This window comes from Methylogaea oryzae (assembly GCF_019669985.1).
In the GTDB taxonomy this organism is placed as follows: domain Bacteria; phylum Pseudomonadota; class Gammaproteobacteria; order Methylococcales; family Methylococcaceae; genus Methylogaea; species Methylogaea oryzae.
On the sequence record NZ_AP019782.1, the window covers coordinates 1102906 to 1116795 of the forward strand.

The 13890-nt window shown below is 62.1% G+C and carries 14 protein-coding genes; 7 read left to right on the plus strand and 7 right to left on the minus strand.

All coding sequences use genetic code 11. The annotated features are described in order from the left end of the window. Nucleotides 1-20: 20 nt before the first annotated feature. The 3 genes from K5607_RS05345 to ispG form a co-directional block, all read right to left on the minus strand. Nucleotides 21-224 carry a hypothetical protein gene (locus K5607_RS05345; RefSeq protein ID WP_054773066.1) on the minus strand — a complete coding sequence of 68 codons (204 nt, stop codon included), beginning with the start codon at nucleotides 222-224 and terminating at the stop codon, nucleotides 21-23. Continuing rightward, on the minus strand, nucleotides 221-367 hold the full coding sequence (locus K5607_RS05350) for a hypothetical protein (RefSeq protein WP_156302331.1): 147 nt from the start codon (nucleotides 365-367) through the stop codon (nucleotides 221-223). The genes K5607_RS05345 and K5607_RS05350 overlap by 4 nt, the downstream gene beginning before the upstream one ends. 130 nt (nucleotides 368-497) lie before the next feature. Further along, on the minus strand, nucleotides 498-1724 hold the full coding sequence (gene ispG / locus K5607_RS05355) for a flavodoxin-dependent (E)-4-hydroxy-3-methylbut-2-enyl-diphosphate synthase (RefSeq protein ID WP_221048426.1): 1227 nt from the start codon (nucleotides 1722-1724) through the stop codon (nucleotides 498-500). Between the two features lie 200 nt (nucleotides 1725-1924). On the opposite strand from ispG, the gene K5607_RS05360 reads away from it, so the two are divergent. From K5607_RS05360 to K5607_RS05380, 5 genes are all read left to right on the plus strand, one after another. Continuing rightward, the gene (locus K5607_RS05360; RefSeq protein WP_221048427.1) at nucleotides 1925-2653 is read left to right on the plus strand and encodes a metallophosphoesterase; all 729 of its coding nucleotides are present in this window, start codon (nucleotides 1925-1927) and stop codon (nucleotides 2651-2653) included. 34 nt (nucleotides 2654-2687) lie between these two features. Further along, nucleotides 2688-4181 (plus strand): phenylacetate--CoA ligase family protein, encoded by a 1494-nt coding sequence (locus tag K5607_RS05365; protein WP_221048428.1) that lies wholly within the window; start codon nucleotides 2688-2690, stop codon nucleotides 4179-4181. After that, nucleotides 4178-4642 carry a YchJ family protein gene (locus K5607_RS05370; RefSeq protein WP_221048429.1) on the plus strand — a complete coding sequence of 155 codons (465 nt, stop codon included), beginning with the start codon at nucleotides 4178-4180 and terminating at the stop codon, nucleotides 4640-4642. Before K5607_RS05365 ends, K5607_RS05370 begins: the two co-directional genes overlap by 4 nt. A gap of 95 nt (nucleotides 4643-4737) precedes the next feature. Continuing rightward, entirely contained in the window at nucleotides 4738-6276 is a 1539-nt protein-coding gene (locus K5607_RS05375; protein WP_054773064.1) for a class I SAM-dependent DNA methyltransferase, read from the plus strand. 100 nt (nucleotides 6277-6376) lie between these two features. Next, nucleotides 6377-7543, plus strand: a complete 1167-nt coding sequence (locus tag K5607_RS05380) for a restriction endonuclease subunit S (protein WP_054773063.1) — start codon at nucleotides 6377-6379, stop codon at nucleotides 7541-7543. A 23-nt stretch (nucleotides 7544-7566) separates the two neighbouring features. On the opposite strand, the gene K5607_RS05385 is transcribed toward K5607_RS05380, so the two are convergent. Beyond that, nucleotides 7567-7806, minus strand: a complete 240-nt coding sequence (locus tag K5607_RS05385; protein WP_054773062.1) for a hypothetical protein — start codon at nucleotides 7804-7806, stop codon at nucleotides 7567-7569. 105 nt (nucleotides 7807-7911) lie between these two features. On the opposite strand from K5607_RS05385, the gene K5607_RS05390 reads away from it, so the two are divergent. Beyond that, nucleotides 7912-11313 carry a DEAD/DEAH box helicase family protein gene (locus K5607_RS05390; RefSeq protein ID WP_221048430.1) on the plus strand — a complete coding sequence of 1134 codons (3402 nt, stop codon included), beginning with the start codon at nucleotides 7912-7914 and terminating at the stop codon, nucleotides 11311-11313. Nucleotides 11314-11334: 21 nt separating this feature from the next. Here K5607_RS05390 and K5607_RS05395 read toward each other — a convergent pair whose 3' ends face one another. From K5607_RS05395 to K5607_RS05405, 3 genes are read right to left on the minus strand one after another with little or no spacing between them, the layout of a single operon-like run. Then, entirely contained in the window at nucleotides 11335-11778 is a 444-nt protein-coding gene (locus K5607_RS05395) for a DUF1249 domain-containing protein (protein ID WP_054773061.1), read from the minus strand. Between the two features lie 7 nt (nucleotides 11779-11785). After that, complete coding sequence (locus tag K5607_RS05400; RefSeq protein ID WP_054773060.1) at nucleotides 11786-12187, minus strand: 6-pyruvoyl trahydropterin synthase family protein; 402 nt, start codon at nucleotides 12185-12187, stop codon at nucleotides 11786-11788. A gap of 15 nt (nucleotides 12188-12202) precedes the next feature. Beyond that, the gene (locus tag K5607_RS05405) at nucleotides 12203-12499 is read right to left on the minus strand and encodes a PilZ domain-containing protein (RefSeq protein ID WP_221048431.1); all 297 of its coding nucleotides are present in this window, start codon (nucleotides 12497-12499) and stop codon (nucleotides 12203-12205) included. Between the two features lie 266 nt (nucleotides 12500-12765). Between K5607_RS05405 and K5607_RS05410 the strand changes: the two genes are divergently transcribed. After that, nucleotides 12766-13779, plus strand: a complete 1014-nt coding sequence (locus K5607_RS05410; protein ID WP_221048432.1) for a tryptophan--tRNA ligase — start codon at nucleotides 12766-12768, stop codon at nucleotides 13777-13779. Nucleotides 13780-13890 lie beyond the last annotated feature (111 nt).

The following is a 13890-nucleotide window of genomic DNA, read 5'->3' on the forward strand; positions in this document are numbered from 1 at the left end:
ACTCTTGTTATTGTTCTTGCCTACCGGTCCGCATCGGAAGGAGGCCGGGGGCAGTATACCGCGTCGGCCGGCCGCTCAGAACGCCCGGCCTGCGCTAGCCGCAAAAAGGCCGCCAGCTCTTCCACCCAGCGCAGGCGCTGTTCCGGCGTGAGTTGCCCGAAAGCGTGCAGGCGCTCGTCGCTGACGTAGTAAGTGCGGTCGCCGCGGTCAAAGGGAGGATTCATGGCTGGCGGATACGTTGCAGGTGTTCGATGTCGGCCAGGTCTATGGGGCGGCCGGCGGCCCGCTTGAGAGCGATCAGGTCGTCTATGCAAGCCACGCGGATTGGCGTGCCGGCGACGTCGAATAGGGTGGCGCGCTTCGCCATGCCGGCAAAGTCCACGATTGCCGTTACCCATATAGAACGGGGCTGAAGCCTGTCCTACACGGTGTCGGCGTAGGACAGGCTTCAGCCCCGAACGGCGCGTCCGCTGCGCCGGGGATGCATGGCGAAAGCCTCAGTGCGGCGCGTAGTGGCTTTCCACGTAGCGCTCGACAATGGCCTGGAACTCGGCGGCGATGTTGTCGCCTTTCAGCGTCACGGTCTTCTCGCCGTCCTCGTACACCGGCGCCACCGGGCTTTCGCCGGTGCCGGGCAGGCTGATACCCAGGTTGGCGTTTTTGCTTTCGCCGGGGCCGTTCACCACGCAGCCCATGACGGCCACGTGCATGTCTTCCACGCCTTTGTACTTGCCGCGCCACTCGGGCATTTTGTTCTGCAGATAGCCCTGGATTTCCTGAGCCAGCCGCTGGAAATAGTCGCTGGTGGTGCGGCCGCAGCCGGGGCAGGAAATCACCATGGGGGTGAAGGAACGCAGGCCCATGGTCTGCAGGATCTGCTGGGCCACGATCACTTCCTGGGTACGGGCGCCGCCCGGCTCAGGGGTCAGCGATATGCGGATGGTGTCGCCGATGCCCTGCTGAAGCAGTACGCTCAATGCAGCGGTGGAGGCGACGATGCCTTTGGAGCCCATGCCGGCTTCGGTCAGGCCCAGATGCAGGGCGTAATCGCAGCGGGTCGCCAGGCGCTCGTAGACGGAAATCAGCTCCTGCACGCCGCTCATTTTGCAGGACAGGATGATGTGGTCCTTGGGCAGGCCCAGTTCCACGGCCTGCTCGGCGCTTTCGATGGCGGAAGTGATGACCGCGTCCTGCTGCACTTCCACCAGCTCGCGCGGCTGGGCCAGTTCGCGGTTCTGGTCCATCAAGCGGGTCAGCACCGCCTGGTCCAGGCTGCCCCAGTTGACGCCGATGCGCACCGGCTTGTCGTAGCGGCAGGCGAATTCGATCATCTGGGCGAACTGCGCGTCGCGCTTGCTGCCCTTGCCGACGTTGCCCGGATTGATGCGGTACTTGGCCAGGGCTTCGGCGCATTCGGGGTATTTGGTCAGCAGGGTGTGGCCGTTGAAGTGGAAATCGCCCACCAGCGGCACGTCGAAGCCCAGTTTGGCCAGCCGCTCGCGGATTTCCGGGATGGCGCGGGCGGATTCGTCCCGGTCCACCGTCAATCGCACCAGTTCGGAACCGGTGCGGTACAGTTCCAGTACCTGCTTGACGCTGGCCTCCACGTCGGCGGTGTCGGTGTTGGTCATGGATTGCACCACGATCGGCGCGCCGCCGCCTACTTGGACAGGACCGACTTTGACGCCGACGCTGGCGCGTCGCTGGGGATTGTTGCTGGACATGGTTCGACTTTGGCAGTTGCTGATATTAAGGGGCGATTGAACGCCTGGGGCTATCTTACGAAATTTCCGAGTGGAATTCTCGGTAGTGTGCGGTTATGGGTCAAGCGGAGTGATAAGTTCCGCCCGTATAATTATAAAGCAAGCAAGACCGCTCCCCTATCGCGGAGCGCACGATAGCCCACAAGGAGCCGAGGCGGGGCGTGAAAATCCAATATTTTTCCGACGTGCACCTGGAGTTCGGCTTCATGCCCCTGGCGCTGGCCGACGCCGATGTCATCGTCGCCGCCGGCGACATCGGCGTGCAGGCCCAGGGCCTGCACTGGCTGCGCCACGCCGATAAGCCGGTGATTTACGTGGCCGGCAATCACGAGTTTTACAAAGGCGAATACCACGCCACCTTGCTGTCCCTGCGGCGCCAGGCGGAGGTCGGGCCGGTGGAATTCCTGGAGCGGGATTGCCACATCCACAAAGGCGTGCGTTTTCTCGGCTGCACCCTATGGACCGCGTTGCAGGAGGACGAGGCCGGCGATTTGGCGGCCCTGCGCGGCCGGGTCAACGACTTCAAGCACATTCGCTGCGGCAGCGGCGCTTTGTTGCTGAACGACTACGTCCATTGGCATCGCGGCGCCCTGGCCTGGCTGCGGGAGGAACTGGACAAGCCCTATCACGGCAAAACGGTGGTGGTGACCCACCATGCGCCGCTGCTGGACAGCTGGAGAGGATTACCCAATTCGCCCAAGGTTCCCGCCTATTGCAACGACCTGGGCGGCTTGCTGGAAAAATACGACATCGCCGCCTGGTTCCACGGCCACACCCATTTCGCCAACGACTACACGGCCCACGGCACCCGCGTGTTGTGCAATCCGCGCGGCTACAATGGCTACAAACTAGTGCGGGGGTTCGACGCGGCCAAGGTGGTCGAAATCTGATCTGCCGTTCCTTGACGATTCCGGAGTGCCCACCATGTTGCGCCCGTTCGACGCCACCCCTGAAAATTTCCTGACCACTCCCTGCGACGAAATCCTTCGCCAGCGCCTGGCCGCCGATCCGCAAAGCGCGCTGGTCAACCTGTTCCGCGCCACGGTGCGGGACGTGCCCGCTTACCGGGAGTTCCTGGCCGCCCACGGTGTGGATCCGGCCGGCGTGGACAGCTACGCCGACTTCCAGCGGCTGCCGCTGACTACCAAACCCAATTACATGCACGCCTATCCCCTGGCGGAGCGCTGCCGCCAGGGCCGGGTGGAGTCCTGCGAGCGCATCGCCGTGTCGTCCGGCTCCACCGGGACGCCCACCTTCTGGCCCCGCTCCCTCAAGGACGAATACGACGTGGCGCTGCGCTTCGAACAAGTGTTCCGCGCCTTCCACGCCCACGAGCGCAGCACCCTCGCCGTCGTCTGCTTCGCCCTGGGCAACTGGGTGGGCGGCATGTACACCGCCTCCTGCTGCTGGCATTTGGCGCAAAAAGGCTATCCGCTGATGGTCGCCACGCCCGGCAACAACAAGCAGGAAATCTTCCGCATCGTGCAGGCGCTGTCGCCCCAGTTCCAGCAGACGGTGCTGCTGGGCTATCCGCCCTTCGTCAAAGACGTGATCGACGCCGGTTTGGCGGCAGGCGTGGAATGGCCGCGCTACGGCGTCAAAATGGTGTTCGCCGGCGAAGTGTTCAGCGAAGAATGGCGCACCCTGGTGGCGAGGCGAGTAGGGTCGCCGGACCTGTGCTACGGCTCCGCCTCGCTGTATGGCACCGCCGACGGCGGCGTGCTGGGCAACGAAACGCCCCTGAGCATCGCCATCCGCCGCTACCTGGCGGCCCACCCGGAAGCCGCGCGCGAACTGTTCGGCGAAGCGCGCCTGCCCACCCTGGTGCAATACGATCCCATGAGCCGCTATTTCGAAGAGCACGACGGCACCCTGGTGGTGTCCGGCGACAACGGCGTGCCCCTGCTGCGCTACCACATCGCCGACAAGGGCGGCATCGTCAGCCATGCAAGGATGATGGCGTTCCTGGCGGAGCAGGGCGCCGACCTGGCCGACTACGGCCTCGATCCGGCCCAGCCAGACAGCCCGCTGCCTTTCGTCTACGTCTTCGGCCGGGCGGATTTCACCGTCTCCTATTACGGCGCCAACATCTACCCGGAAAACGTCACCGTCGGCCTGGAGCAGTCCGACATCAGCGCCTGGGCCAGCGGCAAATTCGTGCTGGAAACGGTGGAAGAGGCCGGCGGCGACAAAATCCTGCGCATCACCGTGGAACTGCTGCCCGGCGCGGATGCCGACGAGGCCAAGGCACAACGGGCGGCCGACTCGATACGGCGGGAGCTGCTGCGCCTCAACAGCGAGTTCGCCAACTACATCCCGGCGGAACGGCAAACGCCCCACATCGTCTTCCGTCCCTTCGCCGACCCGGAATACTTCCCGGTCGGCGTCAAACACCGCTATACCCGGAAAACGCCATGATCCAAACCTGCCCCTGCGGCAGCGGCGCGGTCTATGCCGCCTGCTGCTCCCCCTACCACCAAGGCCAAGTCGCACCCACCGCCGAAGCGCTGATGCGATCCCGCTACGCCGCCTACGCCATGGGCTTGGCCGACTACCTGGCCGCCACCTGGCACGCCAGCACCCGTCCGGCCCAACTGAACGTCGCCGACGATGCCGGCAGCTGGCAAAAGCTGGAAATTCTCCACCGCGAAGCCGGCGGCGAAGGGGATACGGTCGGCCTGGTGGAATTCAAAGCCCACTGGCACAGCGCCGGCCGCAGCGGCTGCCTGCACGAAACCAGCCGCTTCCTGAAAGAAGACGGCCGCTGGTACTACCTGGACGGACAAATCCACCCCGCCCCCGTCGCCGCAAAAACCGGCCGCAACGATCCCTGCCCCTGCGGCAGTGGCAAGAAATACAAGAAGTGCTGCGGGGCGTGAGTCTTCGGCTTTTCACCCGTCATAGCCCCGGCCGCAGGCGATCTTGGGTAGTTGCCCGGTAAAATGGCCTAACTAACAGAATTATCGGACCCCACATGCTCACCGGCGAAATACGCAGCCAAATCGACGCCATCTGGAACGCCTTCTGGTCGGGCGGCATCTCCAACCCGCTGGAGGTGATGGAACAAATCACCTACCTGCTCTTCCTGCGCCGTCTGGACGATTTGCACACCCTGGAAGAAAACAAGTCCACGCGCCTGAACAAGCCCATGGAGCGCCGCATCTTCCCGGAAGGCCGCGACGCCAAGGGCCGTGACTACAACGACCTGCGCTGGTCGCGCTTCAAGCACTTCGCCCCGGCCGAAATGTTCACCGTGGTGGGCGAGCACGTCTTCCCCTTCCTGCGCACCATGGGCGGCGACGGCTCCACCTACGCCCACCACATGAAGGACGCCCGCTTCACCATCCCCACCCCGGCCCTGCTGGCCAAGGTGGTGGACATGCTCGACCACATCCCCATGGAAGACCGCGACACCAAGGGCGATTTGTACGAATACATGCTCAGCAAGATTGCCGCGGCCGGCCAAAACGGCCAGTTCCGTACGCCGCGCCACATCATCCGGCTGATGGTGGAGCTGACCGCGCCCACCGCCAAGGACGTCATCTGCGACCCGGCCAGCGGCACCTGCGGCTTCCTGGTGGCGGCCGGCGAATACCTGCGCGAGAAACACCCGGAAATCCTGCGCGACGCGGAAGCCCGCGAGCATTTCCACCACGGCATGTTCCACGGCTACGATTTCGACAACACCATGCTGCGCATCGGCAGCATGAATCTGGCCCTGCACGGCGTCGACAACCCGGACATCCGCTACAAGGACTCCCTGGCCCAGGACCACGCCGGGGACGAGGAAAAATACTCCCTCATCCTCGCCAACCCGCCCTTCGCCGGCTCCTTGGACTACGAGAACACCGCCAAGGACTTGTTGGACATCGTCAAAACCAAGAAAACCGAGCTGCTGTTCCTCGCTCTGTTCCTGCGCCTACTCAAGCCCGGCGGGCGGGCGGCGGTCATCGTGCCGGACGGCGTGCTGTTCGGCTCGTCCAAGGCCCACAAGGAACTGCGCCGCCTGCTGGTGGAGGAACAGAAGCTGGACGCCGTCGTCTCCCTGCCCTCCGGCGTGTTCAAGCCCTACGCCGGCGTCTCCACCGCCATCCTGCTGTTCACCAAGACCAACTCCGGCGGCACCGGCCACGTCTGGTTCTACGACATGCAGGCCGACGGCTGGAGCCTGGACGACAAGCGCCAGCCTTTGCTGCCGGAAGACAAGCTGGGCTTCGCAACCCTGCACATCCTCAGCGCCGAAGAACACGCCAAGAACAACCTGCCGGACGTGCTGGTGCGCTGGGGGCTGCGCGACACCTCGGAACGGCAACGCGCCCGCACCGAACAAAGCTTCTGCGTGCCGAAAGCAGACATCGCCGCCAATGGCTATGACCTGTCCATCAACCGCTACAAGGAAGTGGTGCACGAGGCAGTGGAACACCTGCCGCCCAAGGAGATACTGGCGAAGCTGGCCCGGCTGGAGGACGAGATTCAGGCGGGGATGAAGGCGCTGGAGGGGATGCTCGGATGAGCGGCCATGGCCTTGTAGGATGCGCTGAGGCACGAGGCGCATCAATCGCGAACGATGCGCTTCCTTCGTCAGCGCCTACGAGTTCTAGGATATAAAGAGGATGACTGAATATCCGACGGCTAAGCTTGGCGAGTTTTGCAAGACAGGCAGTGGCGGAACCCCATCTCGTAACCAAATGGAACGTTACTACGAAGGTGGTACTATCCCATGGGTAAAATCTGGCGAGCTTCGTGAAGGGCTGATTGCTACGACAGACGAATACGTTACTGAAATTGCCATTAAAGAAAGCAGTGTTAAGCTCGTCCCTGCTGGCGCGATATTGCTTGCCATGTATGGAGCTACAGTTGGTCGGCTTGCAATTCTAGGTGTTGAGGCTACAACAAACCAAGCCGTATGCCACATCGTTCCAGACCCCAACATAGCGGATACACGCTATCTCTATCATGCGATTTCGGCCCAAGTGCCAACGATAGTTGCGATGGGTGTCGGCGGTGCTCAACCGAATATCAGTCAGGGCCTTATTAAAGACCTGAGGATTTCCCTTCCACCCCTCCCCGAACAACGCCGCATCGCCGCCATTCTGGACCAAGCCGACGCGCTCAGAGCCAAGCGCCGGGAAGCCTTGGCGGACCTGGAGAGCCTCACTCAGTCCATTTTCATTGAAATGTTTGGGGACCCGGTAAGGAACCCCAAGGGTTGGCCGTTGAGTAAATTAGGCAATGTCGGCTCACTCAATAGAGGGGTGTCGAAACACCGACCAAGGAATGCACCAGAACTCCTGGGTGGAGAATATCCGCTCGTCCAAACCGGAGAGGTTGCAAACTGTGACGGTTACATTCGGAGTCACAATAGCAGCTATTCCGAACTTGGGCTGCGTCAAAGCAAAATATGGCCCGCCGGAACCCTATGCATCACAATTGCGGCAAACATAGCCAAGACCGGAATTCTGACATTTGACGCTTGTTTTCCAGACAGCGTTGTTGGCTTTCGTGCGGATAGCCAAGAAATCGCTGAGTACGTTCGGGTTTGGCTTTCCTTCCTCCAGCAGTCGTTAGAAGCCGCAGCGCCAGAGTCAGCTCAAAAGAACATAAATTTGGCAATTCTCCGTGGTCTTGATATTCCATTACCTCCTATGCCGCTAAAAAGAAAATTCGCCCTGCAAGTACACGCGGTGGAAAAACTGAAGACATCTCAACGAGAAGCGCTGGCCGAACTCGACGCCCTCTTCGCCTCCCTGCAACACCGCGCCTTCCGAGGAGAGCTGTAGTGCGCCTCCGCGCTTTTACGGCGTCAAGGCAGTTCGTCCCCTTCCGTCGGCTTGGCATCCGGGCTGGCGGCCAGCCAGGCATCGAAGGCGACGGGTTCGCCGCGCGCTTGGCGCTCCTTGAAATAGGCTTCGGTCTTGAGGGCCGAGACTTTCTCAGCGATGGCTGTGACGAAAAACTGGTTCATGGACACATGTTCCTCCTCCGCCACTTTGCGGGCATAGGCGAACAGCGATTCGGGTACGCGCAGGGCATAATTGGCCATCGGTTTTGCTCCTGTAGCAGACGGCGCAACCATGCGCCGGGGCGGCGGCAACCTCGCTGATAATATTGCAAACAACTTGACCCACAGTCCAGGACGGAGCCCGCCATGACATCCCCCCTCTTCCAATTCCTGCAAGCTGAGTGGCCGACGGTGTTCGAGGCGGCCGTCAAAGCGGAAAGCCTTGTCACCAGCGATGCGCGCACTTCGTGCTTCTACGCCCGGCGCAGTTTGGAACTGGCGGTGGATTGGCTCTACAAACACGACCCTTCGCTGCGGCTGCCCTACCAGGACCAACTGAGTGCGCTGCTGCACGAACCCAGTTTTCGGCGCGTTGTCGGCGATGCGGTGTTCACCAAGACCAAATTCATCAAGGACTCGGGCAATCGTGCGGTGCATAGCCATCAGGCCATCACGCCGCTCGATGCGCTGCATACGACGCGGGAGCTGTTTCACGTCTGCTACTGGTTGGCCCGCACTTACGGCCGCAAGGAACGCCCGGCTCCCAATCTGGCTTTTTCCGCCGAGCGATTACCCCGGCTGTCCGCCGTTCCGGCGCAGTCTCTGGCCCAATTGCAGAAGCTGGAAGCGCAGCTGCACGAACGGGACGAGAAGCTTTCCGCCCTGTTGTCGGACAAGGCCGCGCTGGATGAGGAACTGCAACGGCTGCGCGAGGAAGTCGCCGCCGTCAAGAAAGCCAACGCGGCTCAGCCGGACACCCACGACTATTCCGAAGCGGAAACGCGCGAAGCCTTCATCGACCTGTTGCTGAAGGAAGCGGGCTGGCTGCTGGATAAGCCGCAGGACACCGAATTCGAGGTGACAGGCATGCCCAACGCCGAGGGCAAGGGCTATGTCGATTACGTGCTGTGGGGTGACGATGGCAAGCCGCTGGCGGTGGTGGAAGCCAAGCGCACCCGCAAGGACGCCACCGTCGGCCAGCAACAGGCCAAGCTATATGCCGACTGCCTGGAGCAGATGTACGGTCAGCGACCCGTCATTTTCTATTCCAACGGCTATGACCATTGGCTGTGGGACGATGCCAGCTACCCGCCGCGCGCCGTGCAGGGCTTTCTCAAGAAACCGGAGCTGGAGCTGCTGATTCAGCGCCGCGCCACCCGCAAGCAGCTGCGCGATGCGGTCATCAACTCCGACATCGCCGGGCGTTACTACCAGACTCGTGCCGTGCGCCGCATCGGCGAAACCTTCGAGGTGGACAACCAGCGCAAGGCGCTGGTGGTGATGGCCACCGGCGCGGGCAAGACGCGCACGGTCATCGCCCTGGCTGACTTGTTGATGCGCTGCAATTGGGTCAAGCGGGTGCTGTTCCTGGCCGACCGAGTTGCGCTGGTCAATCAGGCGGTGAACGCCTTCAAGAAGCACCTGCCGGATTCCTCGCCGGTCAACCTGGTGACAGAAAAAGACACCGAGGGGCGCGTCTTCGTTTCCACCTATCCCACCATGATGGGGCTGATAGATGATGCCAGCGACGGCCAGCGCCGCTTTGGCGTGGGCCATTTCGACCTCATCGTCATCGACGAGGCCCACCGCTCCGTCTATCAGAAATACCGGGCCATCTTCGAATACTTCGACTGCCTGCTGGTGGGCCTGACCGCCACGCCCAAGGACGAAATCGACCGCAACACTTACGGCCTGTTCGACCTGGAAACCGGCGTGCCGACCGACGCTTACGGTCTGGATGAAGCCGTGGCCGACAAGCATCTGGTGCCGCCCAAGGCAGTGTCGGTGCCGCTGAAGTTCCAGCGGGAAGGCATCAAGTACGACGACCTGTCCGAAGAAGAGAAAGAACAGTGGGACGCCCTGGAATGGAGCGAGGACGGCACCACGCCCGACGCCGTGGAAGCCGCCGCGCTGAACAAGTGGCTGTTCAACACCGACACGGTGGACAAGGTGCTGGCCCACCTGATGACCCAAGGGCAAAAGGTGGCCGGCGGCGACCGGCTGGGCAAGACCATCATCTTCGCCAAGAACAACGAGCACGCCGATTTCATCGCCGACCGCTTCAACGCCAATTACCCGCACTACAAGGGCGAATTCGCCCGCGTGGTGACCTACAAGACGACCTATGCGCAGAGCCTGATTGACGCCTTCTCCCACAAGGACAAGCCGCCACACATCGCCATCTCAGTGGACATGCTGGATACCGGCATCGACGTGCCCGAGGTGGTCAATCTGGTGTTCTTCAAGGTGGTACGCTCGAAGACCAAGTTCTGGCAGATGCTGGGACGCGGCACGCGGCTGTGCCCGGACTTGTTCGCGCCGGACGAGGACAAACAGTTCTTCTACCTGTTCGACTACTGCCAGAACCTGGAATTCTTCAGCCAGAACCCGGCGACTGTTGATGGCTCGGCCAGCGAACCCTTAAGCACACGGCTATTCAAGGCTCGTGTGGAAATGCTTGCCGAGCTAGACAAGCAACTGGCAACGGAACCGCGAATTGCCGATGCCGGCGAGCCATATAAGCCCGATGCCGCACAGTTACGGACGGAGGTGGCGGATTTCCTCCATCGGCAGGTGGCGGCCATGAACCTGGACAACTTCATCGTCCGGCCACAACGCAAGTCCGTGGAGAAATACGCCAAGCAGGAGGCTTGGCAATCGCTGGGAAGCGATGATTTCAGCGAGCTGTCGCAGAAGCTGGCCGGTTTGCCTAGCGAGCTGGTCGATGACGACGAACAGGCCAAGCGCTTCGACCTGCTGGTGCTGCGCACGCAACTCGCCATCCTGCAAGCCAGGCCGGACTATGCCAGCCTGCGCGACCAGGTTCGCGCTATTGCCGGCGCCTTGGAGGAGCAGGAAAGCATTCCGGCCATCAAGGCGCAGATGGTGCTGATTCAGTCGATTGCAGGGGAAGAATGGTGGGAGGATGTCACCATCGCGATGCTGGAAAACGCCAGAAAGAAGCTGCGAGCGCTGGTGAAACTGATTGAGAAGGGCAAGAAGAACGTTGTCTATACCGACTTCGAGGACGAACTCGGCATCGAAACGACCGTAGACCTGCCGGAAGTGGTCGCCGGCATGAACATGGCCAAATTTCGCGATAAAGCCAGGCAGTTCCTCAAGGCGCACGAAAGCCATCTTTCCCTGCAACGCCTACGCCGCAATCAGCCCCTGACAGCGGCCGACCTATCCGAGCTGGAGCGCATGCTGGTCGAGGCCGGAGGGTCCCCGGAGCTCATCAATCAAGCCAAAGAGCAGAGCCACGGCCTGGGCTTTTTCATCCGCGCGCTGGTCGGTCTGGACCGCGAAACAGCCAAGCAAGCCTTCAGCGAATTCATCACCGGCACCACGGTCACACCCAACCAGATTGAGTTCATTGACCTGGTGGTGCAATACCTGACCGAGAACGGCGTGATGGAGCCGGACAGGCTCTATGAGTCGCCCTTTACGGACATCAGCCCGCAGGGGCCGGAAGGGGTGTTCCCGTCAGCGAAGGTGGACCAATTGGTCGGCGTGTTGACGGAAATTCGCCAGAGGGCGGTGGCTTAGGCCAACGACGGCATGCTGGATTCAGGCCCCCCAGGCTTCCGACATGGGGCGGTAGTCGTGCCGCAGGCAGTGGTCCAGCCATTTTTCCAGGAAGTAGTTCAATCGCCATTTGTAGTCGAGCACGGCTTTGGCCGAGGGGTTGTGGCGCAGTGCGTCGCGTACCGCCGGTTTGGAGTCGGCGCACATCACTTCGGCCAGCTTGGCGTCCAGGAAAACGCGCACTTGCACGGCGGGTTCGGGGCTGTACTCGCCGTCCGCCGGGAAGTGGTGGGTGAGTTCCACCGTCACCGTATAGGGGGTGCGTTCCAGCAAACGCGCGTGCAGGGCCGGTTGGCCGCTTTCGTCTTCCAGCACGGCTTGTTCCAGGCTGGCCAGGTCCGGCAGCAGGCGCTGGAGTTTGTCGTAGTTGGCTTCGCAGACGCGTTGCAGCCAATAGGATTTGTTGACGGGCAGCAGGGCGCTCATGGCGGGCTTATTCGCTGTAGCTGGCGTGGGCGGTGGCGGTTTCCCAGATGGCGACTTGCACGACCCGGTAGCCTTGGGCTTGCATGTGGCGGTAAATCATTTTCGCCAGGGCTTCGGCGGTGGGGTGTTCGTCCAGCACCAGGTGGCGTTCGTTGTTTTGCCGCAGCCAGGGCAGGGCGGGGTCGTCCCGGTGCAGGAGCATGTTGTGGTCGAATTGTTCGTCGATCAGTTGCCGCGCGGCGGCGTCGATGTCGGAGAAGTCGCACACCATGCCTTGGCGGTCCAGTTCGTCGGCGGCGATGGTGATGGCGGCGCGGGCGCTGTGGCCGTGCAGGTGGCGGCATTTGCCGGCGTGGTGCATCAGCCGATGGCCGTAGCAGAAGGAGATTTCTTTGGTGACTTTGTACATGGACTCGATAGTGGGTTAACTGCCTTTGATGCCTTTTATGTCGGCGGCGATTTCGAAGCTGTCCCCGTCGGGGGTGCAGCGGATCACTTCGACGAAGGCGTCCAGCGGCGGTGTCAGGCGGTTGTCCGGTAGCACCGATACTTCCAAAGCGTAGCCGATTTCCACGGCGGCCGGTCCTTTGAACAGCAGGCCGCCGCCGCTCAGGTTGAGGCAGCGGCCTTCGTGGACGGCGCCGTCGGCCAGCGAGCGGTAGCTCAGGCGGCAGTCGGTGGCGATGCGCTGGAATTTGCGCTTGTTGTGGTTGTCCAGCATCGACGGCCTCCTCCGAACAGTTGCTTATGGACGTTTCCGGGTGGAATTTTGCCGCCTAGTATAAACGCGCAACGGTCCGCTGGGCGCGCGCCCGGTGCCCGGTCTGGCTTGGGTGGGGCTTTTATGTCATATTTCGCGGGCTTTTCCGGGCGGTGGCGCCGGTTAGATTCTGCGCCGATTTCCACGCCCCCGGTCGTGGATATTTTCCCCAATTTCAGCGGCGGGCCGTATAGGACGGCTGCGCCCAGCATCCGACAGGTTATCGAATGAACAAAGCCATCGTACTCACAGGCATCACCACCACCGGCACGCCCCATTTGGGCAATTACGTGGGCGCTATCCGTCCGGCCATCGAACATAGCCGCGATGCCGATGTGCAGCCTTATTACTTCCTGGCGGACTACCACGCGCTGATCAAGTGCCGCGATCCGGAGCGGGTGCGCCAGTCGTCCCTGGAAATCGCCGCCACCTGGTTGGCCCTGGGGCTGGATACGGAGAATGCGGTGTTTTATCGCCAGTCGGACGTGCCGGAAATCGCCGAGCTGACTTGGCTGCTGACTTGCGTGACCGCCAAGGGGCTGATGAATCGCGCCCACGCCTACAAGGCGGCGGTGCAGGCCAACGAGGAGGCCGGCGAGAGCGACCCGGACAAGGGCGTGACCATGGGGTTGTTCAACTATCCCATCCTGATGGCGGCGGACATTCTCATGTTCAATGCGAGCAAGGTGCCGGTGGGCAAGGACCAGGTGCAGCACATCGAAATGGCGCGGGACATCGGCCAGCGCTTCAACCATTTGTACGGCGAGCATTTCGTGTTGCCGGAAGCGGTGGTGGGCGAAGAAACGGCGGTGCTGCTGGGGATGGACGGCCGCAAGATGAGCAAGAGCTACGACAACACCATTCCCTTGTTCGAGCCGGAAAACCGCCTGCGCAAGCTGATCATGAAGATCAAGACCAATTCCTTGCAGCCGGGCGAACCGAAAGACCCCGACACTTGCACGCTGTTTTGCATCTACCGGGCTTTCGCTACGCCGGAAGAGGTTGCGCAAGTCCGCCAGCGTTATGCCGAAGGCATCGCCTGGGGCGAGATGAAGCAGTTTTTGTTCGAGTATCTCAACGAACACCTTAAGGCGCCGCGCGAGCGTTACGTGGCGTTGCTGGAGTCGCCGGAACAGATCGAGAAGGCCTTGCAGGACGGCGCCCAGCGGGCGCGCGCGGTTGCGGCGCCGTTCGTGCAGCGGCTGCGCGCCAGCGTCGGCATTCGCCCTCTGGTCGGATAAAGATCGCGTCCCGCTTTTGTGACGGGGGCGGTGGATTCGCCGCCCCCGCTTTGCCCGGCGCACCGCCGCTGGGCCGTAACTATTCACGCGCGGCGCAAAACGTGCTTGAAT